General features: G+C 56.2%; 24 protein-coding genes. 15 read left to right on the top strand and 9 right to left on the bottom strand.

Annotated features, from left to right (window positions below; all coding sequences use genetic code 11):
• Positions 1 to 4: 4 nt before the first annotated feature.
• The 3 genes from I5192_RS11655 to I5192_RS11645 form a co-directional block, all read right to left on the bottom strand.
• The gene (locus I5192_RS11655; RefSeq protein ID WP_170392538.1) at positions 5 to 520 is read right to left on the bottom strand and encodes a TRAP transporter small permease; all 516 of its coding nucleotides are present in this window, start codon (positions 518 to 520) and stop codon (positions 5 to 7) included.
• Between the two features lie 102 nt (positions 521 to 622).
• Entirely contained in the window at positions 623 to 1,768 is a 1,146-nt protein-coding gene (locus I5192_RS11650) for a TRAP transporter substrate-binding protein (protein ID WP_170402121.1), read from the bottom strand.
• 31 nt (positions 1,769 to 1,799) lie between these two features.
• A complete protein-coding gene (locus I5192_RS11645; protein WP_170392536.1) occupies positions 1,800 to 1,991 on the bottom strand; it encodes a hypothetical protein in 192 nt (63 codons plus the stop codon).
• Positions 1,992 to 2,147: 156 nt separating this feature from the next.
• On the opposite strand from I5192_RS11645, the gene I5192_RS11640 reads away from it, so the two are divergent.
• Positions 2,148 to 3,200, top strand: a complete 1,053-nt coding sequence (locus I5192_RS11640) for a LacI family DNA-binding transcriptional regulator (protein WP_370644307.1) — start codon at positions 2,148 to 2,150, stop codon at positions 3,198 to 3,200.
• A 286-nt stretch (positions 3,201 to 3,486) separates the two neighbouring features.
• On the opposite strand, the gene I5192_RS11635 is transcribed toward I5192_RS11640, so the two are convergent.
• The 4 genes from I5192_RS11635 to I5192_RS11620 form a co-directional block, all read right to left on the bottom strand.
• Complete coding sequence (locus I5192_RS11635; protein ID WP_223116897.1) at positions 3,487 to 4,266, bottom strand: IclR family transcriptional regulator; 780 nt, start codon at positions 4,264 to 4,266, stop codon at positions 3,487 to 3,489.
• 11 nt (positions 4,267 to 4,277) lie between these two features.
• Positions 4,278 to 5,636: a TRAP transporter large permease gene (locus I5192_RS11630; RefSeq protein ID WP_170392534.1), complete on the bottom strand. Its 1,359-nt coding sequence runs from the start codon at positions 5,634 to 5,636 to the stop codon at positions 4,278 to 4,280.
• The gene (locus I5192_RS11625) at positions 5,636 to 6,301 is read right to left on the bottom strand and encodes a TRAP transporter small permease (RefSeq protein WP_170392533.1); all 666 of its coding nucleotides are present in this window, start codon (positions 6,299 to 6,301) and stop codon (positions 5,636 to 5,638) included. Before I5192_RS11625 ends, I5192_RS11630 begins: the two co-directional genes overlap by 1 nt.
• 66 nt (positions 6,302 to 6,367) lie before the next feature.
• Complete coding sequence (locus tag I5192_RS11620; protein WP_170402109.1) at positions 6,368 to 7,606, bottom strand: TRAP transporter substrate-binding protein; 1,239 nt, start codon at positions 7,604 to 7,606, stop codon at positions 6,368 to 6,370.
• Between the two features lie 109 nt (positions 7,607 to 7,715).
• Here I5192_RS11620 and I5192_RS11615 point away from each other — a divergent pair, with 109 nt between their 5' ends.
• Positions 7,716 to 9,311, top strand: a complete 1,596-nt coding sequence (locus tag I5192_RS11615) for a GMC family oxidoreductase (protein ID WP_223116896.1) — start codon at positions 7,716 to 7,718, stop codon at positions 9,309 to 9,311.
• Positions 9,312 to 9,638: 327 nt separating this feature from the next.
• Here I5192_RS11615 and I5192_RS11610 read toward each other — a convergent pair whose 3' ends face one another.
• Positions 9,639 to 10,256 (bottom strand): TetR/AcrR family transcriptional regulator, encoded by a 618-nt coding sequence (locus I5192_RS11610; RefSeq protein ID WP_223116895.1) that lies wholly within the window; start codon positions 10,254 to 10,256, stop codon positions 9,639 to 9,641.
• Between the two features lie 167 nt (positions 10,257 to 10,423).
• On the opposite strand from I5192_RS11610, the gene I5192_RS11605 reads away from it, so the two are divergent.
• From I5192_RS11605 to I5192_RS11590, 4 genes are read left to right on the top strand one after another with little or no spacing between them, the layout of a single operon-like run.
• The gene (locus I5192_RS11605) at positions 10,424 to 11,506 is read left to right on the top strand and encodes an efflux RND transporter periplasmic adaptor subunit (protein WP_255611779.1); all 1,083 of its coding nucleotides are present in this window, start codon (positions 10,424 to 10,426) and stop codon (positions 11,504 to 11,506) included.
• 3 nt (positions 11,507 to 11,509) lie between these two features.
• On the top strand, positions 11,510 to 14,638 hold the full coding sequence (locus tag I5192_RS11600; protein ID WP_223116893.1) for an efflux RND transporter permease subunit: 3,129 nt from the start codon (positions 11,510 to 11,512) through the stop codon (positions 14,636 to 14,638).
• On the top strand, positions 14,635 to 15,054 hold the full coding sequence (locus tag I5192_RS11595; RefSeq protein ID WP_170512800.1) for a DUF2141 domain-containing protein: 420 nt from the start codon (positions 14,635 to 14,637) through the stop codon (positions 15,052 to 15,054). Before I5192_RS11600 ends, I5192_RS11595 begins: the two co-directional genes overlap by 4 nt.
• A gap of 6 nt (positions 15,055 to 15,060) precedes the next feature.
• A complete protein-coding gene (locus I5192_RS11590; RefSeq protein WP_223116892.1) occupies positions 15,061 to 15,909 on the top strand; it encodes an ABC transporter six-transmembrane domain-containing protein in 849 nt (282 codons plus the stop codon).
• 127 nt (positions 15,910 to 16,036) lie between these two features.
• Here the strand turns inward: I5192_RS11590 and I5192_RS11585 are convergent, their stop codons facing one another.
• On the bottom strand, positions 16,037 to 17,314 hold the full coding sequence (locus I5192_RS11585; RefSeq protein WP_223116891.1) for a tetratricopeptide repeat protein: 1,278 nt from the start codon (positions 17,312 to 17,314) through the stop codon (positions 16,037 to 16,039).
• A gap of 241 nt (positions 17,315 to 17,555) precedes the next feature.
• Between I5192_RS11585 and I5192_RS11580 the strand changes: the two genes are divergently transcribed.
• From I5192_RS11580 to I5192_RS11540, 9 genes are all read left to right on the top strand, one after another.
• Positions 17,556 to 17,900, top strand: a complete 345-nt coding sequence (locus I5192_RS11580) for an adenylate/guanylate cyclase domain-containing protein (protein WP_170512794.1) — start codon at positions 17,556 to 17,558, stop codon at positions 17,898 to 17,900.
• A gap of 285 nt (positions 17,901 to 18,185) precedes the next feature.
• Entirely contained in the window at positions 18,186 to 19,301 is a 1,116-nt protein-coding gene (locus tag I5192_RS11575) for an MHYT domain-containing protein (RefSeq protein ID WP_223116890.1), read from the top strand.
• Between the two features lie 111 nt (positions 19,302 to 19,412).
• Positions 19,413 to 20,267 carry a xanthine dehydrogenase family protein subunit M gene (locus I5192_RS11570; RefSeq protein ID WP_170513581.1) on the top strand — a complete coding sequence of 285 codons (855 nt, stop codon included), beginning with the start codon at positions 19,413 to 19,415 and terminating at the stop codon, positions 20,265 to 20,267.
• Positions 20,268 to 20,279: 12 nt separating this feature from the next.
• Positions 20,280 to 20,774, top strand: coding sequence for a (2Fe-2S)-binding protein (locus tag I5192_RS11565; protein WP_170392521.1), 495 nt, complete (start codon positions 20,280 to 20,282; stop codon positions 20,772 to 20,774).
• Complete coding sequence (locus I5192_RS11560; protein ID WP_170465120.1) at positions 20,771 to 23,200, top strand: aerobic carbon-monoxide dehydrogenase large subunit; 2,430 nt, start codon at positions 20,771 to 20,773, stop codon at positions 23,198 to 23,200. The genes I5192_RS11565 and I5192_RS11560 overlap by 4 nt, the downstream gene beginning before the upstream one ends.
• 46 nt (positions 23,201 to 23,246) lie before the next feature.
• Positions 23,247 to 24,122, top strand: coding sequence for a MoxR family ATPase (locus tag I5192_RS11555; RefSeq protein ID WP_170594367.1), 876 nt, complete (start codon positions 23,247 to 23,249; stop codon positions 24,120 to 24,122).
• The gene (locus I5192_RS11550) at positions 24,119 to 25,300 is read left to right on the top strand and encodes a VWA domain-containing protein (protein WP_223116889.1); all 1,182 of its coding nucleotides are present in this window, start codon (positions 24,119 to 24,121) and stop codon (positions 25,298 to 25,300) included. The genes I5192_RS11555 and I5192_RS11550 overlap by 4 nt, the downstream gene beginning before the upstream one ends.
• The gene (locus I5192_RS11545) at positions 25,297 to 26,079 is read left to right on the top strand and encodes an XdhC family protein (RefSeq protein WP_223116888.1); all 783 of its coding nucleotides are present in this window, start codon (positions 25,297 to 25,299) and stop codon (positions 26,077 to 26,079) included. Before I5192_RS11550 ends, I5192_RS11545 begins: the two co-directional genes overlap by 4 nt.
• Positions 26,072 to 26,680, top strand: a complete 609-nt coding sequence (locus I5192_RS11540) for an NTP transferase domain-containing protein (RefSeq protein WP_223116887.1) — start codon at positions 26,072 to 26,074, stop codon at positions 26,678 to 26,680. Before I5192_RS11545 ends, I5192_RS11540 begins: the two co-directional genes overlap by 8 nt.
• Positions 26,681 to 26,727 lie beyond the last annotated feature (47 nt).

Genomic DNA, 26,727 nt, shown 5'->3' with positions numbered 1-26,727 from the left:
TCCCTTAATCAAACAGCTTGTCGCCTTCGTAGACGGGACGGCCCGTTCGAAGGTCGGCAATGTCGCGGAGGAAGGACTGCACCAGCCGAAAGATGACCAGCGCGAAGCCAAACGGCACCGCCATGAGGAAAAAGACCTGGCTGATCCGCAGGCCGTGTGTGACAGACCCGAATTTCCAGGACACGTGGACTGTCTCCCACGACCAATAGATCGCGACGAGTGCCACGATGAACATCACGATGTCGCCGAAGATGTACAGCAGCGTTTTGACCGTGCGCGGGACGTAGTGCATCAGAACATCAATGCGGATATGCCCGCGTTCCTTGACTGCAGCGGCGGCACCGATCCATGCGAGATAGATGAACGCATACCGGACGATTTCTTCGCCCCAGATGGACGAGTAGGCAAAGACCTCGCGCCGGACCACTTCGATAAACATCGTGCCGACGAGCATGACGTAGAAGACTAAAAGCAGCCAACGTTCGGCATTTTTATCAATCGCTCGAAAGAGCTGAGACATAGCATCCTCACTACCGTCACGCGGCGGTGACGTGTTCTAGTGGGTTTTTAATGGGCAAACATCGGATGAGCCGACGCTGGACGCGCCGGCCCGAAGACGCGATCAGGCGTCGTGCACGTAGTATTTCGCACGCGTGTCTGCGGCTTCTTCCAGCTTGGCGAACGCATCCATCGATCCGGCCAGCTCGGTCTTGAAGCTGTCCCATTCGCTACGCTGATAGCCACCGACCTCTTTCCATTCGCCCAACTGATCTTCGCTGAGCGAGTGGAACTCGACGCCGTTCGCGATCAATTGAGACATGGCGTAGGCCCGTGCCGAAGGCACTTTGGACAGGTTCTGCTGCTGGGTGACTTCGCCCGCAAATTCGATACCTTCCTTGACGTCCATCGGCAGGCTGTCGAACCATTCAAGGTTGATCGAATAGACCTGACTGTCCGGCACCGCCTGAGTGAAGGTCACATGGCTGAGGATCTCACCAAAGCCAAAGACATGCAGCGCGCCCACCGAGGGATCAAGCGCATCTGCGACGCCTTGCCGGATCGCTGACGGAGTCTCACCCCACGCAACAGGCGTCGGGTTCGCACCCACCATGCCATAATACTGCTGCAGCATTTTTGATCCGGGTACGCGGAATTTGACACCGGACATATCGCCGGGGGTGATAATTGCGTTGCCTCCCTGGCGAACAGCGACGACGCGCGGATCGATCACGATATACATCAGCGCTTTAAAGCCGGATGCCGCGATCTTGGGGTCTACTTCCGCCTTCCAAGCTTCAGAGGAAGTTAGGTTCGTGAACCGCTGGTTGGACCCGCAGAAATATGGAAGGTTGATCAGGTCGACGACGCTTGCGAAGGGCGCGAAATTTGACAACGAGTGTTGCGCGGCTTGAATGGTCCCCCCCTGAACCGCCTGCGCCAAAGCACCACCTGCACCAAGCTGACCACCGGGCGCCAGTTTCACATAGACCTTGCCATTCGTCATGTTCTGGATGTTTTCTTTCAGGTCCAGCTGCATGATCGGATAGCTGCGAGACGCGCCCAGAACATAGGCCGTTGCCAACGTCATCTTGAATTCAGCCGCGTTTTCGCGATCGCGTTCCTCGGCGGCGGTCTGTGCTGCCGCTTCGCTGGACCACAATGTCCCAGCCGCGCCGGCGACCATAGCTGCCGTGAACGAGCCGGTGCCCGCGAGTTTCAAAAAATTCCGACGCTCGGCCGAAGCCAGCTCCTGTTTAGTCTTGTCCATGTGTTCTCCTCCCGTTGGACTTTTTTCGGATTTATTCCTTTGATTTTTTCTCCGAAATTTCTTTTGCTTCGCTCCGCAGAATGCCGATCGAAAAGGCGATGGCCGCAGCAAACAAGATCAACATTTCCCAGATATTGTTGACCAAGGGCGCATTCGAGACTGCTCCGATCACTACGTTCGCTACAAACGCGAGCAGCAATATTCCAGCTATCAAGTATGGCATGCGTCCTCCCCAACCCATCCAATGTCTCGCACTGAGTCGTCCGCAATGTAAGCGCTTACATTTTGTTATGCAAGCGCTTACATTGCATATGTGCTGTAGGTTCCCGACAAATCGTGCTTTTGATAGAATTTGTCTTGAGCTAGTTGCCCATCCAGAATGACAAGAAAAACCATGCCTCAAAGCGGTCACGAAAACACAGTCCCAACCCTTGCAGATGTTGCCCGACATGCGAACGTGTCCACCGCAACTGTCTCGCGGTGCCTGAACTCGCCAGAGCGGGTAGGGCAAAGCACAAGGGAACGAGTTCTGGCAGCTGTACGAGAACTTGGGTACGCGCCAAATTTCGGAGCCCAAGCCCTTGCAGCAAGGCAGACAAATACGATTGCCGCCGTGATACCGACTATGGAGAACGCTGTTTTTGCACGCGGACTACAGGCGTTTCAGGAAGAACTGGTGCGGCATGGTAAAACGCTTTTGGTTGCTTCGTCCGCCTATGATTCAGAGCTGGAAGAACAACAGGTGCGTGCGTTGGTAGCGCGGGGTGCAGATGGGTTGCTGCTGATTGGGTACGATCGCGAACCGGAAATCTATGCGTTTCTGGAAAAGCAGCGTGTACCAACTTTGATCGCCTGGTCATTTGATCCTGCCCAATCCCCGCCGGCCATCGGCTTTGACAATCGGGCTGCGATGTTTGCCCTTGCCCGGCAGGTCATTGGATATGGGCATCGGCATATCGCGTGTATCTCTGCACCAACCGCTTCGAATGATCGGGCAAGGGAACGCGTTCGAGGCATTCGGGATGCCAAACAAGAGGCCGGTCAAGACCCGAATACAATGTTTCTTGTCGAAACCGCTTACGGCGTTGAAACTGGTGAAGTTGCTTTGCGCGAGGTCATGACAGCCGCACCAGAAACGACTGCCGTGATGTGCGTCAATGACGTTTTGGCGGTCGGAGCCTTACGCGCGGCTCGGGAAATGGGGCTTGAGGTGCCTAGGGACCTCTCAATTACCGGTTTTGACGATATCGAAATTGCAATGCTCGCCGAACCCGCTCTTACGACGGTCCATGTCCCACATCGCGAGATGGGTCGTCGCGCTGCAGGGATGCTGATCCAGATACTCCGTGATGCGCACAGCGGTCAAAGTGTTGAGTTGCCGACAGAAATAAGACTACGTCAATCACTCGGTCCTGCCCGCACTGTCGAGTGATCCTGTCCTTTAAGGCTATCTCTGGAAATCTACTCGCTCGAATCAACCAACGATGTACGGTCCGGATTCGGCATGCGCGGCCAATCCAACTTGAATTACTGGTGTGAATAATTCTTAGACTCAGAGTTTATGGCTAGCAGACCAAGAGAGCTGTGAGAGTGATTGCTGAGAGGAAGGCCTTTGTGCGCGGCTCATCCGTTGCGATGCAGAATGCCCTGAACCGGACGATGCCTGCCGTGGCAATCGGGCAAAAATTATTATGTCGCGGCTGTCTTTCAGGTTCTGGTCACGTGGTTAACAGAGCCGAAAGTTCATTTGCCCCCTTTTTCAGGATACCCAGAAACGACATCAGGCTGTTGACGTTGTGACGTTGTGTCGGTGCATGAACCGAAAGTGTGCCCACCAATCGGCCTTGCCCATCTTGAACGGGTACTGCTAGGGCTGCCATTCCACTCATGAACTCTTCATCATCAGTGGAATAACCGTTCTGAGCGATATGTTGGATTTCCATGCGCAATGACTGCGGATCGGTCAGGGAACTTTCAGTCTGTGGCTGTAGATTTCCTGCTGAAAGAAATCCATCCAGCGTTTTCTGCCGGAGCGTGGACAAGTACATCTTGCCGCTGGCGGTGCAATGAAAGGGAACCTGTGTCCCGACCGGTAATTGAATGCGCAAAGGCCACTTCGTCTCAACCCGGTCAAGATAGATCATGCCCTCTCGGTCAGGGATGGCGAGATTGCAGGTCTCACCAACCTGCTCGGCGACACTGCGTAAGATCGCCAAACGCGCTGTGCGCAGATGCTCGGACGACATGGTGTTGACTGAAAGCAACCTTAGACGGTGCCCGGGACCGTATGAGCGGCCATCCAGATCACGCTGCAGGAAACCTTCGGCCTCTGCTGTTTGCAACAAACGGTGGATTGTTGGTTTCGCCAGACCGAGTGCCTCGATCAGGTCCGATGGTTTGACGGCAACCCCGCGTCGCGCCACCTCCTCAAGGATGAGGAGAAGGCGCAAGTTAGTTGGGATCTGGGTTTCTTTGTCTTGTGTTTCCGTTTCGGCCATCCCGCAACAGTCTAGTTATTTGGCAGCAGGATCAAGGCCAGATCAGGTACAAGCGAGATCAAAATCCACACTGATATCAGCGCTGCTAGATAGGGCACAGTGTACCGAAGCAGACGGAAGTAGGGAACGCCAGTCACCCCTGATGCCACGTAGAGATTGAGACCGTAGGGTGGTGTGATGAAGCCAATCGAAGCCCCCACAAGGAAGATTACCGAGAAATGGATCGGATCAATCCCGACCGAGGCCGCAATCGGTGCCAGAATCGGGGCCAGGATGATCGTGACAGGCAGGCTTTCGAGTACCATGCCCGAGAAGAAAACGATCACCATCGAAGTAAACAGAACCGCATGGTAGCCTCCCATCGAGGTTACGAAATCCCCAATGGTTTGCTGAGCGCCAAGCAATGAAAGGATCTGCTGCATCACCACAGAAATCGCGATCAGCGGTGCGAGGATACCTGTGATCTGGGCCGAGCGGATCACGATTGAGGGGATCTCGGGGATCGTGAAGCCTTCGACGACAAACATCTCGGCATAGCTTTTTTCGGTGGGTGAGATGTCGTTCCGCGCGCCCATGATCCGATTGATCGGATAGCTGACCAACCCTGCAATAACGCAGAAGCCGACCGTCACTCCGGCTGCCTCAGTTGGTGAGAATTTGCCCGTATAGATACCCCACAGCACCAGGCCGATGGCGAAAAATCCAAGCCATGCCCCGAATGCGGTCTTCAGCACCCGGTTCAGTTGCAGCGGGATCAGATGACCCCACCCGTTCATGCGGCAAATGATCCAGCACGCGAATTGCATGCCAAAAACCATCAGCGCGCCCGGAAGGATACCCGCCACGAATAGCTCGGAAATCGGCAGGTTCATCAGGAAGCCGTAGACGATGAAGATAATCGAGGGAGGAATGATGATCCCCACCGTACCGCCTGCCGCCGCCGTGGCCGCGCTGAACCGTTCGTCATACCCCCCTTTGACCATCTCGGGGTGCAGCATCGAGCCAATGGTGGCTGTCGTTGCCGAGTTCGACCCCGAGATCGCAGCAAACAGCCCACAAGCGCCGAGTGACGCCATCGCTAATCCACCGCGTATCCAGCCCAGACAGGCATAGGCGAAATCGCTGAGCCGCCGCGCGATGCCCGATTTATTGATCAGGTCGCCGGTCAGGATGAAAAGCGGCATCGCCAGCAAGGCGAAACCCTTGTTGAACACGTTCAGAAGTTCAGCACCCATGTTGTCCAGCGTTAGGCCAAGAACAAACGAACAGCCGATGACCCAATAGCCGATTACCAGCAAAACCGGCACGCCCAGCATGAACAGAAAGGTGACCGCAAGAGAGATCAGTGTGACCATAGTTCCGTCTGTCATCAGTCTGCTCCGATCACGGCCTGCTTGATCAGCGGCTCGCCTGTTTTCCAGTTGTTCAGATCATCGGCAAGGTTCTGAAACACGCGCCCGACCATCAGAAAGAACGACAGCGGTGCGGCCAGAAGGAACCACCACTGCATGATATTGTCTGTTCCCAGAACGATCTGAAAGTTTGATGCCGACAATGCCACCAGCCGTGTTGTGGTCACGATGACGATCACCGCAAAGATGAACCACAATATCGCGTCGAGTATCAGGCAAGCCAATTGCCCAGCCCTCGGCATTGCAGTGCGGAATTCGCTGAAGCTCAAATGTGTGCGCAGGCGGACATTGTACGACGCCCCAAACCACGCCATGACCATGAACAGCAGCGGGGGAATGGTGGTCGACCAGGGTTCCTGATCGTTGAACACAAACCGGTCGATCACGCCCCAGAAGATGATTAATGCGATCGCAAGGTAGGAATACACCATCACCGACCGTTCCAGATGACGTTCAACAAAGGGCACCGCCCGATAGATCAACATGATCACGATTCCGCCAATCGCCGAGACAATCGCGCCCAACACCCAGGCGGCGTCGGATTCCAGCGCGGATTGAATCTCGAACGAATCCTGGCTGAGAAAGGCGCTGAAAATCGCGCCGATGTCTGCCCAAAACGACATGAACCCCGTCCTCCCAGTCGGTATAAAGTTGAACCGGCCCGCTCAGGGCCGGCTCGTAACAGTCTATCAGGCTTCGCCTTTCCACCAACGGCGCGGTTCGACATTTTCCGGCAGGGTGTCGGCCGGAATCTCGCGCGCGATGTCGTAGATTTCCTGATAGGTATCAATGCCGCCTGCCCATTTATTCAGACGTTCGCGCCACTGGGCCCAAGGCTCTGGGTTGTAGTTCGGAGCGCACATCTCTTCGGCCAGCTTGATCTGATCGTCAGCCAGGAATGCCGGGCGCACGCCATTTTCGGCGAAGATAGTGTCCGGCAATTGCGGCTCCGAGAAGCCTACCGTATTCAGCAATGCGGCTTCATTCGCACCCTGGATCAACGCTTGAGTGAAGTAGGAAGATTCCATAACTGCGTCTTGCAATTCTCCACTCAGGCCGTCAAAGACCTCGGCCGACATGGACGTATGTTCAGTGCCGCAGAAAAATTTCAGATTGACCGACTGCGAAACCACCGGCGCCATGTTGGCGTAAGCCACGGCCGAGGCCCAGGTTTCCGCCCCATCGATCAGCCCTGTCTTAAGCGCATCCAGCGTCTCTTCCCAAGCCACCGGGACTGGGTTCAGATTCAGCAATTGCATTGCAATCCGGCCCAACTGCGTACCCGTCACGCGGTTCTTGGTACCAAACAACTCTTCCAGTTTGGTGACGGTCGGCTTGTCGGCAAAGGTCGAACCCATTTGCAGGCCGCGTAGCTCACAATGGGTAAACAGGAACTTCAACCCGTGCCGTTTTTCCAGCGGATCACGCAGGATGCGCTGGCTCGCCGGGCTATAGAAGAAGTGATACTGCGCCGCGCGGCTGGGGAACATATAGGCATAGTCCAGCACGTTCAGATAAGGTGCGCCTCCGGCCGAGTTCTGAGTTGAGGCAGCATAAATATCGACGATCCCCTGTTGGGTCTTTTCGACACAGCTCAGCTGGCCGCAGATCTGGTTGTCGCCGATGAATTCGATGCGAATCTCGCCGTCCGTGCGTTCTTCCAGGTCGCGCGCGAACTCGATTGCGCCGGCGCGCTCAATCAACAGGTTGCGGGTGTTGAAACCCGACGCGCCGAATTTCAGCGTGTGCTTCGGCTCTTTCGAAAAGCGCTTCTCATAGGTGGATTCGGCGGCCTGCGCCAGATTCGCCAGACTCATCGCGCCGCCGAACCCGCCTGCCGCCAGCAGTGTCGAACTCATGCCGTAACGCCCGGCCACGCGGAAGAAATCTCGCCGTGAAATACCACTTAGTTTCCGTCCGATCTCCATTGCTTACCTCCCTGATCGCAATTATTGAGACGTTTTGTATCAAAAAAGGCTAGTATAATTCTTGCATCTTGCATAGAGTTTTTTTCAGCGAGTTTGGAAGGAGGCGGTCATGGAGGTGGATTATGCAGTTGTTGGCGCAGGATCGTCGGGCTGTGTCATTGCCAATCGGTTGAGCGCAGACCCCAACACAACTGTTGCGCTGCTCGAAGCAGGTGGCCGCGATACCAACCCGTGGATTCACATCCCCGTCGGCTATTTCAAAACGATGCATAACCCCTCGGTTGACTGGTGCTATCGCACTGAGCCCGACCCCGGCCTTAACGGTCGATCCATCGACTGGCCACGGGGCAAGGTACTGGGTGGCTCATCTTCGCTGAACGGGTTGCTCTATGTGCGTGGCCAGAAGGAAGATTACGACCGCTGGCGGCAAATGGGCAACGAGGGTTGGGGCTGGGACGATGTGCTACCCCTGTTCAAACGCTGTGAGGATCAAGAACGCGGCGAGGATGAATATCATGGCGTCGATGGCCCCTTGTCAGTGTCCAACATGCGCATTCAGCGCCCGATCTGCGATGCCTGGGTCGCAGCAGCACAGGCCGCCGGTTACCCGTTCAACCCAGATTATAACGGGGCCGAGCAAGAAGGCGTGGGTTACTTCCAACTGACCACGCGCAATGGGCGCCGCTGTAGCGCCGCCGTCGCCTATCTCAAGCCCATTCGCGGTCGTCAGAACCTCAACATCATCACCAAAGCGCTTGTGTCGCATGTGGTTCTGGATGGGAAAAAAGTAACCGGGCTGGTCTACCGGGATCGTTCTGGTAACGAGCAGACACTGACTGTTCGGCGCGAGGTCATCCTGTCCGGCGGGGCGATCAACTCTCCCCAAATCCTGATGTTGTCAGGGATCGGAGAGCCGGATCATCTAAAGGAAAATGGTATCAAACCGCTGCACGCCCTGCCGGGTGTTGGCAAAGGTCTTCAGGATCACTTGCAGGCGCGGCTGGTGTTCAAATGCAATGAGCCCACACTGAATGACGAAGTTCGCAGCCTGTTCAATCAGGCGCGAATCGCGCTGAAATATGCACTATTTCGTGCGGGTCCGATGACAATGGCCGCCAGCCTTGCGACTGGTTTCATGAAAACCCGGCCCGATGTTGAGACGCCCGACATTCAGTTCCACGTGCAACCCTGGTCCGCCGACAGCCCAGGCGAAGGTGTGCATCCGTTTTCGGCCTTCACGATGTCGGTCTGCCAACTGCGTCCGGAAAGTCGGGGAGAGCTGCGCCTGAACGGACCGGACCCATCCGAACATGTCAAGATCATCCCGAACTATCTGTCCACTGAAACGGATTGCCGAACCATTGTCGACGGCGTGAACATCGCGCGCGGGATTGCCAAACAAAACCCTCTGGCCTCGAAGATATCAGAAGAGTTTCGACCAACGGCAGAGCTGAGCTGCGAAGATTATGAAGGCACTCTGGATTGGGCCAGATCGAACAGCGTGTCGATCTACCACCCAACCGGCACCTGCGCGATGGGGAACGCCGAGACGTCTGTTGTCGACGCAAGACTAAAGGTACACGGTATTTCGAACCTGCGGGTGGCTGATTGTTCGATCATGCCGGAAATCGTCAGCGGCAACACCAACGCACCAGCGATCATGATTGGCGAAAAGGCAAGCGACCTGATTAAGGCGGATGCTTGAGAAATCTGCCATCGTATCTGATCGCCTGATCCCTACAGTATCAATAGATCAGTGCGTCAATCGCATCAAAAACGATCTGGCGCTGTGCCAGTGGTTGGAATCTGCATGCGCTTTGCGACCTCTTCGTCTTGTGACTAAACGAAGTCTGGTAACAGAACCTCGGATTATATTGCGTTAGCCAATAGTCCTAACCGCAACTCCAACTTTCCTTTGACCTCCCCCGCGTTTCGGCCGGCTCAAAGTCGATCTTTGCTGCCTACATTAATGTCTCAGGCAGCTCCCTTTGGCTGACATTCACGAATTCCAAAACGACACGCCACCTACGTACTAATGACGTGCCAGCAGGGAACTCATAATAAAGTCTTCAGCGCACACAATGATCCCGGTCATGGGCATTTCTGACAGCACACTACGATATGCACTGCCTTCCAGAACTTCGATCACCAGTTGTGACGCCTGAAGGGGATCCGGAACGGTGCGCAATTCACCGCCGGTAATTCCTCGCTTCACTACGGCTTCCAGGGCCTCAGTCAAACTCGACCGGTTCTCGACGAACAGCTGCGCGATGTCCGGTTGACGAACTGCTTCGCTCGAAATTTCCAATGTTAATATAACGTTTTCCGGCGCAGCAAGGTATTTTGCGTAGGCCTTGATGAACTTTCTTATGACTTTGGGCGCGGGCGCATTTGAGTTCAGGATTTTCAGAAACGGCTCCATCTCGCGGCGTTCAAGTATTGCGATTTCTACAAGCACATCATGTTTGCCGCGAAAATGATTATAGAGATTTCCAAGGCTGACGCCCGCCCGCGCTGCGATATCGCGGACGCCTGTCTGATGATAGCCGCGCTCAAGGAAACACATAACTGCGGCCTCTAAAATCTGGTTGCGACGCTTGGCTGTAGCCTTTTCCCGGATTGATTCCGGCTTCTTGGTGTCATCGGACATTTTTTCAACTTAATATTGAACGAACGATCGTTCATAGTATATGACACTCTATCGAATGCCACAAGGTGCAATGGATTCGGCGGCACAGGAAAGACTGGTCTATGACAGAAAAAACTTTGGAAACTCGGCAAAGACCGACCCGGCGATGGCTTTGGATTGGACTATCGTTGGCACTGTTTGTAGCGATCGTCGTCCTCCTGTTTGATACAGAAGATACAATTGATGTTCAGGCAACAACGACCTCACCTCCGCCACCGACCGTCTCGGTCGTCACGGTTGCTTCAGCAACCGTACAAGCGCAGGTTTCGGCGTTTGCCGAAGTTCGGCCTCGGTGGGATGCCAAGCTGCGATCTGCTGTGTCCGGGCGCATCATTGCAGTACACTACGCCGCTTTGGCAGGGACTAAGGTGGAACGGGGTGCCCCTTTGTTTTCAATCGAAAATGCACCTTATCAAAGCGCCGTTGCAGCCGCTGAGATGGAGCTTGAGCAAGCGGAACTGGTGTTATTGCGCGCGCAGAACAAAGTGACAGTCGCGCAACGACAGTTTGACCGGGATGAAACAGAACCGCCAAACGAACTGGCTGTGAATCTACCGCAATTGCGCATTGCCGAGAAATCCGTTGCAGCTGCGCAGGCACGGCTGAATGCGGCGCGAAATGAATTGAAGGACGCGGAGGTTGTCGCCCCTTTTTCGGGATTTGTAACCCATCGCTTTGCCAGCCTGGGCCAGACGGTCAACCCAGGCGATGCCCTGATACACCTTTCGGACGACCAGCAATTCGAACTGGTCGCCGAGTTTAGTCAGGCGGACTGGGCGTTGTTGGATCATCCGATCTCTGGCGCCACTGCTGATCTGACACAGCGCTCGGGCGGAGCGTTGGGGCGGGCTCAAGTCCGGCGCGGAGGAGGGTTTCTGGATCAAGACACACGGCAGGTGCGGGTCTTTCTGGATGTCACAAAGCCCGATGAACGCATACTCGCCGGAGACTTCCTGCAGGTTCACATTCCCGGACGCCGGATCTCGGACACATTAACCCTACCCGAAAGCGTCCTGACCCGTGCGGGATACATTTGGCTTGTAGACGATAAGGACCAATTGCAGAGGCTTAGCCCGAACATCCTGTTCCGCAGCGAAAGTACAGTGACGGTATCGGCTCCCGAAGGGACCGGCCCGTGGCGCGTGGCCAAAACACCTTTGGCCTCGTTTCTACCGGGTCAGCGGGTGACGCCGCAATCAGATGGGGGCTGAGCCATGCATGCTCTGACATCCTGGTTTATCCGAAATCCGGTCGCTGCCAATCTGATGATGGCACTGATCCTATTTCTTGGGGTGCAAACGCTGCTGAACATTCGGATCGAAGGCTTCCCCCGCATTCCGCCGGAAAGTGTTACAATCGCGATCGAGTTTCCGGACGCTACAGCCGAACAGGTTGATGAATTGGTGACCCAGAAAGTTGAGCAGGCCCTCGAAGGTTTGGAGGGCGTGCGTAGTGTGACATCACGATCCCAAAATGACCTAAGTGTCGTGACTGTCCGCCGCGCAGGTGGCCAGAAACTACAAGCCGTCCTGGATCGTGTCCGTATTCGGATCGACGGCTTGACTGATCTGCCTGATACTGCGCGCCGACCCGTGATCGAAGCCTCGGGTTTCGATTTCCCGGCGCTGTATCTGAACTTGTTCGGAGAAACAGACCCCGCCACATTGCAGAGCTTGGCGCAACGCCTGAAAGAAGAGTTGCTGGCGCAACCGGAATTGTCGCGGTTGCAAATCTGGGGCCTGATACCGCGTGAATTACGCATCGAAATCGACCCGGCGTTGCTGCGCCACTATGGGTTGACGGTTTCGGATGTGACCCGCGCCATCGAAGGGAATTCGCTGGCCTTTCAGGCAGGTCGTCTGAGGACTGATGGCGGTACGATTTATCTGCGGGCCGATGACAGGGCGAAATACGTGCCGGAATACGCAGCTCTGCCGATCATCGAACGTGACGACGGGTCCTATGTGCCTTTGGGCGATATTGCCAAAATCGAAGACGGGTTTCAGGACGGCGAGTATTTGTTTCGCCTGAACGGCAAACCAACCGTAGGGATGGAGGTTCTGGTCGGGCAGAAGGAAAACCTGCTGGAGATCAGTGATGTCGTGCGCAGCACGATTGACGAGTTCAGCCGACAGCTGCCGTCGCAGGTTCAGGTCGAGGTTTGGGGTGATAGCGCTGGCTACATCTCGGACCGTCTGGCGCTGTTGCGCTCAAACGGGGTGCAGGGTTTGATCCTTGTGACCCTGATGCTGTCGATTTTCCTGAACGTGCGTTTGGCCTTCTGGGTTGCCATGGGCATTCCCGTTTCGGTCATGGGGGCGCTTGCTGTCTCGGGCTCGAAATGGGTGGACTATTCGCTGAACGATGTCACGACTTTTGGTCTGATCATTGCCTTGGGAATTCTGGTCGATGATGCCGTTGTAGTCGGCGAAAGCGTTTTTGAAGAACGCCGCAAGGGGAAGGACCCGATTAGGGACACGGAACGCGGCGTACATCGCGTGGCTGTTGCGACCGTTTTTGGCGTGCTGACCACAATCGCAGCCTTTTTCCCGATGCTGTTGATCGACAATCCGCTGGGCAAGGTACTTGCCGGGTTCGCGGGCATCGTGATCCTGACGCTGATCTTTTCGCTTATCGAAAGCAAATTCATCCTGCCCGCCCATCTGGCGCAGGTTTCGATGCGGCAAGAGCGTCGATACTTGCCGACCCGCTTGTGGGGGCGGGTACAGGATTCTGCGCAGGGCGGGTTGTACTGGGTGCGGGATTGCATCTACCAGCCTTTGCTCGTCGCGGCGGTGCGTCAGCGCTACGCTGTGCTGATCTTGTTCATTGCCGCCGCAACGCTGGGGCTTGGCCTGATGTACAAGGGCAAGGTCAGGACGGTGTTCTTTCCCGAGGTGCCCGGTCAGGTCATCACGATGAACCTGGAAATGGATGCCCGCGCCCCCTTTGCACTGACCCGCACGAACGTGAATCGGATCGAAGCCGTGTTGAACGAGCTGAACGTCGAGCTTGCAGAAGAGGCGAGTATGTCTGCTCCACCCGTTCAGACAGTATTCACCATCATCAACAGCGCTGGAAATGCCCAAATTTTCGCTGAAATGATCCCGGTAGCTAAGCGTCCGAATGTCCCGATCCTTTCCGTGGTCCGCGAATGGCGCGACCGGGTCGGTGCGGTCGAGGGTGCCACCGAGTTGGAGTTCACCGGATCGGAAACGCTTGCCGGAGGGTTCCGAATCCGGTTGGCGTCAAAAGACGAAGACCTTCTGCAGCAAGCCAGCGCCGAAATGAAAGGTTTCCTGTCGAACATCGAGGGCGTGGCAAATGTAAGGGATGGGTTGGTGGGCGGCCAACCTGAACTGAAACTCCGCCTGCGCCCGGACGCGCGGCACCTTGGTTTTAACGCCGAGGCTCTGGCCAGACAGATTGGCTATGGGTTCGGCGGGGCCGAGGTGACCAAGGTCAGACGCGATGGGTCCGAAGTCCGCGTAGTCGTACAGAACGCGCGTGAAAACCGCGATACGTTGGCGGATCTGGTGCAGACCCGGTTGCGCAGCGCATCCGGCGCTTGGGTGCCGCTTGAGACCGTCGCCGAAATCGAGGGCACCTATGCCTCTGGCACTATCGATCGCCGTGACGGCAAGCGCATGAACATCGTAGCAGCGTCCATCGACCGCGACCTTGTTGCTCCCGAAGAGGTGGGGCAGGCGGTGTTCGAGCAGCTGGTCCCGAAACTCCGTGCCAAATATCCCAGCGTAACCGTCCTGCCGGCCGGTGAACTGGAAGAAATGGCCGATATAAGCGATGGCCTGAAGCGCGCGCTGTTGCTGGCAGCCGTTCTGATCTATGTGCTGATGGCCGTGCCGTTGAAAAGCTATTGGCAGCCTTTCGTCATTCTGGCCATCGTGCCATTCGGCTTTATCGCAGCCGCCGTCGGGCACCTGATCATGGGTGTCTCACTGTCGCTGTTTTCGTTCTTCGGCATGCTTGCTCTGACCGGTGTGATTGTGAACGACAGTCTGGTCATGATCACCCGCTACAATCAGGCGCGAGAGGAAGGTCAGCCCGTGAATCTGGCGCTGAGAAGCGCAGGCATTGGACGTTTCAAGGCGATCTTTCTGACCACCGCAACTACAGTGATTGGTCTGCTGCCTTTGCTGACCGAAACCTCTGAGCAAGCGCAGTATCTGATCCCTGCGGCAATCTCTTTAGCTTTTGGAGAACTCTTCGGCACAGCCCTCATGCTGCTGTTGGTGCCGGCACTGATCGCCATCACCGAGGATGTCATTGCCATTTTCAAGTCACCCCTTCCGCAGCCTTCTGAAGAAAGAACAAAGCCATGATACGGAACCTTCTAGCCCCTGCATTCGCCGTGGTAACGCTTGCGACTCCGGCCTCCGCCGAGGGTCTGAATGTGACTGTGGACGGCATCCGCAACGCCAAGGGCAACATCGTGATCCTTGTATTCGATAACGCGCGCGCCTTTGACAGTTTGGATGTCTGGAGCGCCATTGACTACGCCCAGATTCCGTCACGTAAAGGCAGCGTCAGCCATGAGTTTTCTGACCTGAACGCGGGCCCATACGCTGTGCTGCTGTTTCATGACGAAAACAAGGACGATGACCTGAACATGACTGAGACGAAACTGTTGGAGGGGCTGGGTTCAACAGGTGCCTCAGACCCTCAGGACGAGCCGGATTTCAAGGCTGCCTCGGTCTGGCCGGGCGATGTGCGTGTTCGCATTCACTATGATCAGTAATTCGCCATGCTGACAGATCGAAAACTGACAATCGGCACGCTTCTGAGTGTGTTCCGCTGGCGCGTAGGGATTACGTGGTTCCTGATCCTGGCTGAAACTGCCCTGACGGTTCTGATTCCGCTGTTCGTCGGCTTCGCCATAGATGGATTGCTGAGCGAAGATTTTGAGCCCTTTGTGCAGTTAGGTGCGCTCATGGTTGCCCTCACTATGATCAGCGTGATCCGGCGGATTTACGATACACGTGTCTACGGTATGATCCGTGTCGAGTTGGGCAAGGCGCTTGCCGTACGGTTTTCAAATCTTCCAATTTCGTCGCTGAACGCCCGGATCGGCATGGGGCGCGAACTGGCCGACTTTCTTGAGGAGATCCTGCCCTCGGCAATCGCGGGGGTGGTGCAGTTCGTCGTATCAGCAATTTTGCTGTTTTACTTCTCGCCAGTTCTGGCCCTGTCTGCCTGTGGGGTTCTTGTCGGAATGATATCTGTATACGCTCTGTTTCATTCGACGTTTTGGCAATGGAACCGTGCGCTGAATGAGCAAATGGAGCATCAGGTCAGTGTTCTGGAACAACGACGTGACCGTCCGGTTTTCGTCCACCTGAGTAAACTGCGCCGGTTCGAAGTAAAGCTCTCGGATACCGAAGCCGTTCTGTATGGCGTAATCTTCATTCTGTTAATAGGTCTGCTCCTATTCAACCTGTGGTTCGCGACCCAAAACCTGGATGCGACACCGGGCATGATATTTTCGATTATCAGCTATTCGTGGGAGTTTGCGGAAGCCGCACTTGCTTTGCCCGTCACCTTACAATCCTGGTCTCGCCTGTCAGAAATTACGACCAGGTTGCAGAGCGATTGATCAGGCTTGCATACCATAAATGGCGTGATACGGGATTTGTAATCAGGAAGTAACCAGTCCATTCCGGTCGTGCGCAGCCTAGCTAAAGGAGGGGTAAGAAGAGCTGATAAACTAGAGCTTTGTGAATTCAGACAAAGCCTGCAACGGGCGCAGTATGACTGAAGATCGGGCGTCGCGCTGTAATCGTTCGATGAGCTTCTTGAATATGGCCGGATTTCAATAGCAGATTCAGGTAAGTCAGCTCCAAAAGGTCACGCTGTGCGCGGCTGCCACCCAGACGAGCGTGATCTGCCATGACCGGTGTCAGCTGTTGCAGCGCATCCGTCCAATCTTGTCGCGCAATCGCGCCCCACGCACGGGCCACCGGGCGAACAAGATCTGACGCAAAACCCAAGCTTGTTTCGGTCAGAACCGCAAGGCGTTCTCCTTCCCCTGCCATTGCATGAGCCAGTGCGCCATGTATGTCTGCAAAACTCATGCCTGGGTTTGGAAAAAACCGTGATGCGTATTCACTCAGGTCGCGCCAAAGTTTGGGCGCAACTGTAAGACCTGCAATTTCAGTGCGGTGCAAAAGTGCAGCAGCATCGGTTAGAACATTTATCGGCAACGAATAGGACGCTGCGGGTGCGATAGCTCCTTCGTAAATCGTCCATAGCTCAGCCTCATCCCCTTGCTCCAAGGCCCACAGAGCGCGATGCCAACTTAAGTGGCCGTGCAATACCGAGCGCACATCATAATCCGCGATCCAGTCGGCAAGGTATGCGCGACCGGCCTCTCCATAACCTTGCTCGTAGAGCGTGTGCGCTTTGAAGTGTGACGCGTTTGCATTGGCGTTGTTCAAAGCGAGCGAGCCGTCCATCATGGACATGGCCTCATCAAGACGCCCAACTTCGCACAGCGCCTGACCGTGTACGCTCATTACCCACCAGTCTTCGCCCAAGGCATCAAATAATTTGGTCGTGTAGGCAAGTTGCGTGCTTTCCCGACCAGGCTCACCCGATGTCCCAATCAAGCCGAAAATGTTGGTACAGATTTGCGCGACAAGGACATCGCGGGGGTGATGAGCAGCGTGCTTCAGAACTGCGCTTCGTGCCTGTGAAACACGTCCCTGAAGCAAGAGATCGAATACCGCGAGATGACCCTCCTCGCGCTCAGTCAACCCAGATGCGCAGGCGCGGGCCGACGCCATTGCCTCTTGAGCGCCAGACATATCGTTTTCATACATTCGAGCTCGAGCAAGCCCAACGTGACCGAGGGCGAAGCCGGGATCGGCCGTGATGGCGGCGGAAAAAGCTTCGCTTGCACCAAACGTTGCTGCAAGGATGTGATCAAGCCCCGCGACATAGGCGTCCCGCGCCTCTGGCAGGCTGGTCGTCAGCGTCAGTCCATATCGGTCAACCAGCATCTCCATACTCCCACTTTCGTCAGCATACTCAAACGTGCGTGCTCGCAACTGCCCAACGCTAGCACAAAAAGCGAAACCATAAGCACTATTGTGGATAATCGATTGCTATAAGGATCGAACCATCGGTTAACGGGCTGGCCTTCTGGCCTTCACTGCTGATTGAAAAGATATTGATTGAACCAAGCGTGCCTCATAGCCTTTCTTTGCCAATAGGGTTGTCCTAAGGAGGCACAGTGATGAGGTGCACATTGCCTACCAAGTATATGGCGATGGCTTTCTCGCTACGTTTGACGGACCCGGCCAGGCGATCCATCGTGGCAAGGCGATTGGCGATGCCATTTCCAAGCTGAATCTGGAAGTTCGCATAGGGGTTCACACAGGCGAAGTCGAAGTTTCTTTGCATTATGTGCGCGGAATTGCCGTTAACATTGCAGCGCGTATCTCAGAATTGGGCAGAGGCGGCGACATCGTCGTTTCCAGAACAGTAAAAAATCTGGTGGCTGGGTCCGGTCTGGACTTCGAAAGTCTTGGAACAAAAGAACTGAAGGGCTTATCCGAAGACTGGCAAGTTTATAAAGCGGTCTAAAGGCATCTCTAGCCATTCCACCCAACAGCTTTTGGAAGTCACAAATTAAACATCAAATGATGACGGCGGGAGGGGCCGAGCAGACCTTCATTAGCCTTAAATTGTGGTTTTCACCCAATCAATGTGAACGGCGGATTTGGCCTCAAAGCCGCCGAATAGCAGCGTGCTAGCCACCTCGGCACGAATGCTTCGGAGCTGGGCATCGCCTAATGTGTAACCGCTCTTTGAACGTCCGACATCGTTGATCCATTTGCCAAACGCATACTTTTTAGCCAATTTGCGACAATGGAGTTTCTCGACGTCAGCCACAACAGTTTCCTCGTCGCCATGTCCTGCATTGTTGCCTTCGTGGCAGGGTTTACAGGATTGTCGATGACGCGAGATCTTTCGACGAAGCCGGTCTTTGAAAAGAAGGCCTCGGTGGCTCTTGCGGCTGTTTCGCTTGGCGGTGGAATCTGGGCCATGCACTTCGTGGCCATGCTCGGGCTTCAGATGCCGATCCTGTTCTATTACGACGCTGCAATCACACTTGTGTCTGCGCTTGTCGCGATCCTGCTCGTCGGAGCTGCGCTTATTCTGTTGCATTTCACCGAACGCAACCGCGCCACGATTGCGATGGCAGGAGGCGTTGTTGGGTTGGGCATCTTGGCGATGCACTATATTGGCATGGCTGGCTTGGAGCTTTGCCGGGCAGTGTATACGCCCAGTGGCGTCATCTTGTCCTCGATTGCTGCAATAGCGCTTTGTATGCTGGCTTTCGCGATTGCCTACGGGCAGCGAACAAACAGAAACATTTTGCTGGGCACTTTGTGTTTTGCAGCGGCGGTTTGCACCGTTCATTTTCTTGCTCTGGCGAGCACCCGTTTCGTCGCGGTGCCAAGTGGGGTTGAGTTTGGCCCGTTGATGAGCAATGAGACGCTGGCCATTGGCGTAATCCTGTTCAGTTTCATCATATTTGGTGCTTGCTTGTGGGTCAGCGTGACCTACCTGCCAGGACCTTCGAGGAAAGACCCGGAGCCAACAGAAGCGACCGTGGATGTAAAACCATTGCTGCAAATTCCTTGCGAACGGGATGGTGGAAAGGTCTTCATCTCTGCCGAAGATGTTCTGTTTTTGCGCGCGGATGGGCACTACACCCAAGTTTACACCGAAACGGATCGGTTGTTTTGTGTCTGGCCAGTGACCGAGGCCGCCAAGCGATTGGTGCCCACCGGATTTCTCCAGACCCACCGCAGCTACCTTGTCAATCCTCAGCGCGTGGCGCGGTTTGAGCGTACCAAGGATAAGGGCCGATGCCTGTTCGACGGGGATGGTTTACCACCCGCACCGGTCAGTCGATCCAAACTCAAGACGGTTCAGGATGCGCTTGCATCGCAGGTGGGCGCAATTCGTGAGACCTAGGGCGCATTTCGTGCAAAATACCTGTTTTTTGTTGATTTACTGAAGCGTCGCCATCCAAGCGCATGCAGTGATCCTTTCAGCCAGAACATTTGCTTGAAGGGAGGAGAGCCGATGATTCCAGCGGCATTCGAATACTACAGACCCAAGGACATGGCCGGTGTGCTGTCGATCCTGGAAGAGCATGGCGATGATGCCCGCGTCATGGCCGGTGGGCACAGCCTGATTCCGATGATGAAGCTGCGGATGGCGGATGTGCCGCATCTGATCGATCTTCAGGATGTTGGCGGCATGTCTGATATCGAGATCGGAGGTGACAGTATTCGCATCGGTGCGATGGTCACCCAGCACGCGATTATTGATCACGACGCACTGGCTGACGCCGCTCCGATTCTGCGCGAAGCTGCCCTTCAGATCGCAGACCCGCAAGTCCGATACATGGGTACAGTTGGTGGCAACGTGGCCAATGGCGACCCCGGCAATGACATGCCCGGCCTGATGCAGTGCCTGGATGCGCGTTTCACTGTCGAGGGTCCTGACGGGGAACGCGAAATCGCTGCCCGCGAGTTTTACGAAGCCGCCTACATGACCGCTCGGGAAGACGAAGAAGTGTTGACTGCAGTCACCATCCCAACGCCGCATGGCGGTTACGCCTATGAAAAACAAAAGCGCAAGATTGGCGATTATGCTACCGCTGCTGCTGCAGTCCAGATCGTGAAAGAAGGTGGCACCTGTGCCTCCGCCTCGATTGCAATGACCAATCTGAGCGACACACCGGTCTTTTCCGAGGCGGCTGGGGCCGCTCTGGTTGGCACCGGCGTCGATGCAAATGCCATTAAGACCGCTGTGGCCGCCATGCTCGGTGATATTGACCCCACCGAGGACAACCGCGGTCCCGTCGCTTTCAAAAAACACGTGGCAGGTATCATTCTAACCCGCGCCATTGAGCGCGCCTGGTCGCGTGCGTGAGGAGATCGTCCGATGTCAAAGAAACAACACTACAAGATCACGGTGAACGGCAAGGAAGAGGAATTCCTTGCCGAGCCACGCGAACTTCTCATCTACACGCTGCGCGAGCGGCTCAACATCACCGGCCCGCATATTGGCTGCGAGACTTCCCATTGTGGCGCTTGCACCGTCACCATTGATGGCAAATCAGTCAAGTCCTGCACCATGTTCGTGGCGCAGGCCGATGGCAAGGATATCACAACCATCGAAGGCATCGGTGGGCCTGACGCGCTGCACCCGCTGCAAGAGGCGTTTAAGGAACATCACGGGCTGCAATGCGGCTACTGCACACCGGGCATGATCACACGCGCGGCAAAGTTGCTCGAAGAGAACCCGAACCCGTCCGAGGAAGAGATCCGTTTTGGCATGGCAGGTAATATCTGCCGCTGTACCGGGTATCAGAACATCGTGAAGTCTATCAAAGCCGCAGCGGCCGAGATGAATGCAGCCAAGGAGGCGGCCCAATGAATGACATGACACCAGATCGTGAGGAACGCACCGCGAACCTCAAGGGCATGGGCTGTTCGCGCAAAAGGGTGGAAGATGCCCGCTTTACTCAAGGCAAGGGCAACTACGTCGATGACGTGAAGCTTGACGGGATGCTCTTTGGAGATTTCGTCCGCTCTCCCTACGCTCACGCACGGATCACCAACATCGATACGGCGGCAGCGCTTGAAGTGCCCGGCGTTCTCGCTGTGCTGACCGCCAAGGACCTTGAACCGCTCGGCCTCCATTGGATGCCGACGCTGGCCGGCGACAAGCAGATGGTTCTGGCCGATGGCAAGGTTCTGTTTCAAGGCCAGGAAGTGGCGTTTGTGGTCGCCGAAGACCGCTATGCGGCGGCAGATGGAATCGAGGCCGTCGAAGTCGAATACGAAGAGCTTGAGGTTCTGGTCGATCCGTTCAAGGCGATGGAATCACAGATAGTTCTGCGTGAAGACACCGTGGGCGAGGATGGCAAACCAATCGATGGAGCACATGGTCCTCGAAAGCACCACAACCATATCTTCACGTGGGAAGCGGGCGACAAGGATCCAACATTCGAGACAATCGACAATGCCGAGGTCGTTGCCGAAGAGACCATGTATTACCACCGTACGCACCCATGCCCACTGGAAACCTGCGGCTGTGTCGCCTCAATGGACAAGGTCAATGGCAAGCTGACTCTTTGGGGCACGTTCCAGGCGCCTCATGCTATCCGCACTGTGGTCAGCCTGATTTCCGGGATCGAGGAACACAATATCCGTGTGATCTCTCCCGATATTGGCGGCGGGTTTGGAAATAAGGTTGGGGCCTATCCGGGCTATGTGTGTTCGGTCGTCGCCTCCATCGTCACCGGCAAACCGGTAAAGTGGATCGAAGACCGGATGGACAATCTGATGACCACCGCCTTTGCCCGCGACTATTGGATGAAGGGCCGCATTTCTGCCACCAAGGACGGCAAGATCACCGGGTTGCATTGCCATGTGACAGCGGACCATGGTGGATTTGACGCCTGCGCCGACCCAACCAAATTCCCGGCGGGTTTCATGAATATCTGCACCGGATCTTACGACATCCCGACTGCATTCCTTGAGGTTGATGGCGTCTACACCAACAAAGCGCCGGGCGGGGTCAGCTACCGTTGTTCCTTCCGCGTGACAGAGGCGGTTTATTTCATCGAACGGATGATCGAGGTGCTGGCGATCGAGTTGAACATGGACGCGGCAGATTTGCGCCGGCTCAACTTCATCAAGAAAGAGCAATTCCCTTATCAGGCTGCGCTTGGATGGGAATATGACTCTGGCGATTATCACACTGCATGGGACAAAGCGCTCAGCACCGTCGACTACGAGGGATTGCGCAAGGAACAGGCCGAGCGTGTAGAGGCGTTCAAACGGGGCGAAACGCGCAAGCTTATGGGAATCGGTCTCAGTTTCTTCACTGAGATCGTGGGTGCCGGCCCAGTGAAGAATTGCGATATCCTGGGTCTCGGCATGTTCGATAGCTGCGAAATTCGCATCCATCCAACGGGCTCTGCAATTGCACGGCTTGGAACGATTTCGCAGGGGCAAGGCCACGCGACGACATTCGCACAGATACTGGCCTCCGAGATCGGATTACCTGCCGATAGCATCACCATCGAAGAGGGTGACACCGATACCGCGCCCTATGGTCTGGGCACCTACGGCTCGCGCTCGACCCCGGTTGCCGGGGCGGCTACGGCCATGGCTGGCCGCAAGATCCGCGCCAAGGCGCAAATGATCGCGGCCTATCTGTTGGAAGTGCATGACGATGACGTCGAGTTCGACGTCGACCGTTTCGTGGTCAAAGGAGCGCCCGAGCGGTTCAAGACCATGAAAGAAATCGCGTTCGCCGCCTACAATCAGGCCATTCCAGGGATTGAGCCAGGGCTTGAAGCGGTTAGCTACTATGACCCGCCGAACATGACTTATCCGTTCGGTGCCTATGTCTGCGTGATGGATATTGATGTGGATACAGGCGTGCCAGACATCCGCCGCTTCTACGCGCTGGACGATTGCGGTACCCGGATCAACCCGATGATCATCGAAGGACAGGTGCATGGCGGCCTGACCGAAGCACTCGCCGTCGCTTTGGGCCAGGAAATCGCCTATGACGATCAGGGCAACGTGAAGACGGGCACGCTGATGGATTTCTTCCTGCCGACGGCATGGGAGGTTCCGAACTACGAGACCGACTACACCGTCACGCCGTCGCCACATCATCCCATCGGTGCGAAGGGCGTGGGCGAAAGTCCGCATGTGGGCGGGGTGCCATGCTTCTCCAACGCGGTGCAGGATGCGTTCCGGGCCTTTGGTCTGCGGCATACCAACATGCCCCATGATCACTGGCGGATCTGGAAGACCGCCAATGAGCTTGGCCTGCACGGCTAAAGGCGAAAGGCAGGGCGGAGACGTTCCGCTCTGCCCGGAGACACACATGACCTGGACCGATTTACAATCCGCTCTTGAAGGGCAGGGCTATGTCGCATCCGACGACCTAGCAGTTGCTCTCCATTTGGCGCTGACGTTGGAGCGGCCCCTTCTTCTGGAGGGCGCCGCAGGCGTAGGTAAGACAGAGGTTGCGCGCACCCTGAGCGATGCGCGCGACACCAAGTTGCTCCGACTGCAATGCTATGAGGGGCTTGACGCCGCTCAGGCCATCTACGAATGGAACTACCAGCGGCAATTGCTGACGATCCGCGCCGCCGCCGAAGATGGTGAGACGGGCAAAAGCGTTGAGGAGCGTATTTTTTCCCGTGATTTCCTGTTGGAACGCCCTCTATTGGCCGCCATTACCCAGGACACGCCGCCTGTTTTGTTGATTGACGAAATTGACCGCGCTGATGTGGAATTCGAAGCCTACTTGCTGGAAGTTCTGGCCGACTATCAAGTGACTGTCCCAGAACTCGGCACCATCACGGCCTCTAGCAAGCCGATCGTGATCCTGACCTCAAACGGCACACGCGATCTATCCGATGCACTGCGTCGTCGCTGCCTATACACCTATGTCGATTATCCGGACCGACAGACAGAACTTGCAATCCTCAAAGCCCGCTGCCCCGCGATTGAGGCGCGTCTTGGCGCGCAAGTCGTAGGCTTTGTACAAAAGCTTCGCGAGGAGGAACTGGAAAAGACGCCCGGCATCGCTGAGATGCTCGATTTTGCTGCCGCCTTGATGGGACTCGGGATTGCGGATCTGACCGACGATCCAACCGTGTTGCACTCCACCTTAACCACGCTGCTGAAAACTCAAAGCGATCAGGCACAGATCACCGCTGAAGTCGCGGCCCGCATCGCGGGGAAGGCCGCATGAGCCGGGTTTCCAAATTTGCGGCGCGTGATCCGGGGCCAGCGGCCCGTGTTGCCGGGTTCATTGCGCATTTGCGCCAGAACGGCCTGCGCCTAGGTGTGGCAGAGGCAGAGCTTGCCTTGCGTGCCCTCGGCGAGGTCAATGCCGCTGTCCCGAATGAAAGCCGTCGCGCGTTACGGGCCATCTGCACAGGATGCAAGGATGAGGCCGAACGGTTCGACAGCCTCTTCGATAGTTTTTGGATGGATTCCGGTCGGGTGAAGCAAAGGGCCGTGCCCAAGGCGCAGTCTGCGCTCAGCGATAACGTGCATTCCTCTCGTCAAGCCAAGGGTCAGGATATGGGCGCATCGGGCAGCGCCATCGCTCCTGATTCCGGTGACGGCGAAGCCGACAGCGATGGCACCGGTAAACTTATCGCAACTCAGCAACGCAATCTCAGCCGCCGCGATCTGCGTGATCTGGTCCGCGCGGATGATATCGCAGAGGCCGAAGCAGTTGCGCGTCGCATCGGTGCCGCTTTGCGCGATCGACGTTCGCGCCGTCGGATCGCCGCCCGCAAAGGCGACCGCCTGCATTTTCGCAAGACCATTCGCCTGAGCCTTGCGACAGGAGGGGAACCTCTGCAGCTCTTGCGCAAGTCTCGCCCTGATCGCAGCCGCAAAATCGTAGCGCTTTGCGATGTATCGGGATCGATGAGCGTCTATGCGCAAGTTTTTCTTGCTTTTCTCGCTGGGCTGATGCGCGCTGACAAAGATGCCGACGCTTATCTTTTTCACACACGGCTGGTACGCATCACTGAAGCATTGCGCGACAAAGACGCACTGCGTGCAATTGGTCGGATGTCGCTGATGGCAGATGGCTTCGGCGGTGGATCAAAGATCGGGCCATCGTTGCAACGCTTTGCCGATACCTATGCGCGGCGCTTTGTAGATGGCCGGTCTGTCGTAGTGATCTTGTCGGACGGCTATGATACTGAGCCACCCGCAATCCTGGCAGCAGCGCTTGAGAAGCTGAGAAAACGCGGCTGTAAGATCATCTGGCTCAATCCATTGAAGGGCTGGAGCGACTACGCGCCCGTAGCTGGCGGAATGGCTGCGGCCTTGCCTTATCTCGACCTTTTTCAACCGGCCAACACCCTTGCCGATCTTGCCGCCCTGGAACCAAAATTGGTGACGCTATGAGTCCGGCAGAGATCCTAGACACGGACCTTGCCGATGCGGCACAAGACCTGCGTGACCGGCAAGAACCTTTCGCCTTCGCGACAATCGTGCGCACTGCGGGGGCGACGGCGGCCAAGCCGGGTGCTAAAGCGCTGCTCAGCGCGGACGGGACAATCCTGCATGGATGGCTTGGTGGCGGATGCACGCGTGGCGCGGTCAAACGCGCTGCGGTAGAGGCTTTGCGCTCCGGTCAGCCGCAACTGGTTTCTGTCGCGCCCGAGGAACTCCTGGAAGAAATGGGCGTGATAGCGGGGGATGAGATCGACGGGACGCGCTTTGCGCGCAATGGTTGCCCGTCAAAAGGCACCGTCGACATTTTTATCGAGCCCTGTTTGCCAATGCCCGAACTTGTCGTGCTTGGCGCATCCCCTGTGGCCCAAGCGCTTAGTTCCCTGGCACCGCAATTCCACTGGTCTGTTTCTGGCACCACGTCGGCTGATACGACGTGCAATCGACGCCGCTTCGTTGTCATTGCGACGCAAGGCCAAGGAGATCTGGACGCGCTCAAATCCGTACTGACAGATTTGCCCGACTATGTTGCCTTCGTCGGAAGCGCTCGGAAATTCGCGACACTGGCTGAAAAACTAAAGACCGCCGGCATAACGCCCGAGGCCATCAACACCGTCCACGCCCCGGCGGGTCTGGACCTGGGGGCGGTCACGCCCGAGGAAATAGCGCTGTCGATCCTTGCGCAGTTAGTCCGTGTCAGACGGCAGACTGTGGGGCTTGCCGATGGCTGATGTTGCCGCGATCCTTCTGGCCGCCGGTCTTTCCCGTCGCATGGGGGCGCAAAACAAGCTGCTGTTACCAATAGACGGCGTGCCGATGATCCGCCGGGTAGCCATGGCTTACTTAGGTGCCATTGATACTGACCTGACGGTGGTAACAGGACATGAGGCGAGCGCCGTGCGCCGGGCATTATCAGGGCTAGCTGTTTCTTTGGTTCACAATGCAAACTTCACCAGCGGCCAGCAGAGCTCGGTTGCCACGGGATTGCATTGTGCACCTGACGCCTATCTGCTTCTGATCGGCTTGGGTGATCAGCCGCTATTGACCACTCAGGATCTGCAATATCTGATTGCCGCTCACGTTGCAGGTGATGCGACTAAAGTGACGATACCTGTCCATAACGGCGCACGAGGCAATCCAATTACTATCCCGCAGCTATTGCGCCGGCGATTGCTGGAAAACCCCGCACGCCCCGGCTGCTTGGGCTTCACGCGCGATCATCCCGAACATGTACAAGCCGCTAAGCTGCCATCGCCAGGGTTCTACACCGATGTCGATACCCCGGATGACTATGCGACCCATTTGGAAACCGCGAACGAGCCGATCTCATGAGCCGACTTCTGATCTGGATGCGCGGGCGTCTTAAATCGCTCGAAATG

Source organism: Ruegeria sp. SCSIO 43209, assembly GCF_019904295.1.
Lineage (GTDB): Bacteria > Pseudomonadota > Alphaproteobacteria > Rhodobacterales > Rhodobacteraceae > Ruegeria.
This window is presented reverse-complemented; position numbering and strand designations above follow the sequence as displayed.

Coding starts and splice junctions, on each gene's coding strand:
- I5192_RS11570 (WP_170513581.1), top strand. CDS start 19,413: ATGATTCCAGCGGCATTCGAATACTACAGACCCAAGGACATGGCCGGT.
- I5192_RS11545 (WP_223116888.1), top strand. CDS start 25,297: ATGAGTCCGGCAGAGATCCTAGACACGGACCTTGCCGATGCGGCACAA.
- I5192_RS11615 (WP_223116896.1), top strand. CDS start 7,716: ATGGAGGTGGATTATGCAGTTGTTGGCGCAGGATCGTCGGGCTGTGTC.
- I5192_RS11610 (WP_223116895.1), bottom strand. CDS start 10,256: ATGTCCGATGACACCAAGAAGCCGGAATCAATCCGGGAAAAGGCTACA.
- I5192_RS11575 (WP_223116890.1), top strand. CDS start 18,186: ATGGAGTTTCTCGACGTCAGCCACAACAGTTTCCTCGTCGCCATGTCC.
- I5192_RS11620 (WP_170402109.1), bottom strand. CDS start 7,606: ATGGAGATCGGACGGAAACTAAGTGGTATTTCACGGCGAGATTTCTTC.
- I5192_RS11630 (WP_170392534.1), bottom strand. CDS start 5,636: ATGACAGACGGAACTATGGTCACACTGATCTCTCTTGCGGTCACCTTT.
- I5192_RS11645 (WP_170392536.1), bottom strand. CDS start 1,991: ATGCCATACTTGATAGCTGGAATATTGCTGCTCGCGTTTGTAGCGAAC.
- I5192_RS11540 (WP_223116887.1), top strand. CDS start 26,072: ATGGCTGATGTTGCCGCGATCCTTCTGGCCGCCGGTCTTTCCCGTCGC.
- I5192_RS11550 (WP_223116889.1), top strand. CDS start 24,119: ATGAGCCGGGTTTCCAAATTTGCGGCGCGTGATCCGGGGCCAGCGGCC.
- I5192_RS11565 (WP_170392521.1), top strand. CDS start 20,280: ATGTCAAAGAAACAACACTACAAGATCACGGTGAACGGCAAGGAAGAG.
- I5192_RS11635 (WP_223116897.1), bottom strand. CDS start 4,266: ATGGCCGAAACGGAAACACAAGACAAAGAAACCCAGATCCCAACTAAC.
- I5192_RS11625 (WP_170392533.1), bottom strand. CDS start 6,301: ATGTCGTTTTGGGCAGACATCGGCGCGATTTTCAGCGCCTTTCTCAGC.
- I5192_RS11585 (WP_223116891.1), bottom strand. CDS start 17,314: ATGCTGGTTGACCGATATGGACTGACGCTGACGACCAGCCTGCCAGAG.
- I5192_RS11655 (WP_170392538.1), bottom strand. CDS start 520: ATGTCTCAGCTCTTTCGAGCGATTGATAAAAATGCCGAACGTTGGCTG.
- I5192_RS11595 (WP_170512800.1), top strand. CDS start 14,635: ATGATACGGAACCTTCTAGCCCCTGCATTCGCCGTGGTAACGCTTGCG.
- I5192_RS11555 (WP_170594367.1), top strand. CDS start 23,247: ATGACCTGGACCGATTTACAATCCGCTCTTGAAGGGCAGGGCTATGTC.
- I5192_RS11650 (WP_170402121.1), bottom strand. CDS start 1,768: ATGGACAAGACTAAACAGGAGCTGGCTTCGGCCGAGCGTCGGAATTTT.
- I5192_RS11600 (WP_223116893.1), top strand. CDS start 11,510: ATGCATGCTCTGACATCCTGGTTTATCCGAAATCCGGTCGCTGCCAAT.
- I5192_RS11590 (WP_223116892.1), top strand. CDS start 15,061: ATGCTGACAGATCGAAAACTGACAATCGGCACGCTTCTGAGTGTGTTC.
- I5192_RS11560 (WP_170465120.1), top strand. CDS start 20,771: ATGAATGACATGACACCAGATCGTGAGGAACGCACCGCGAACCTCAAG.
- I5192_RS11640 (WP_370644307.1), top strand. CDS start 2,148: ATGACAAGAAAAACCATGCCTCAAAGCGGTCACGAAAACACAGTCCCA.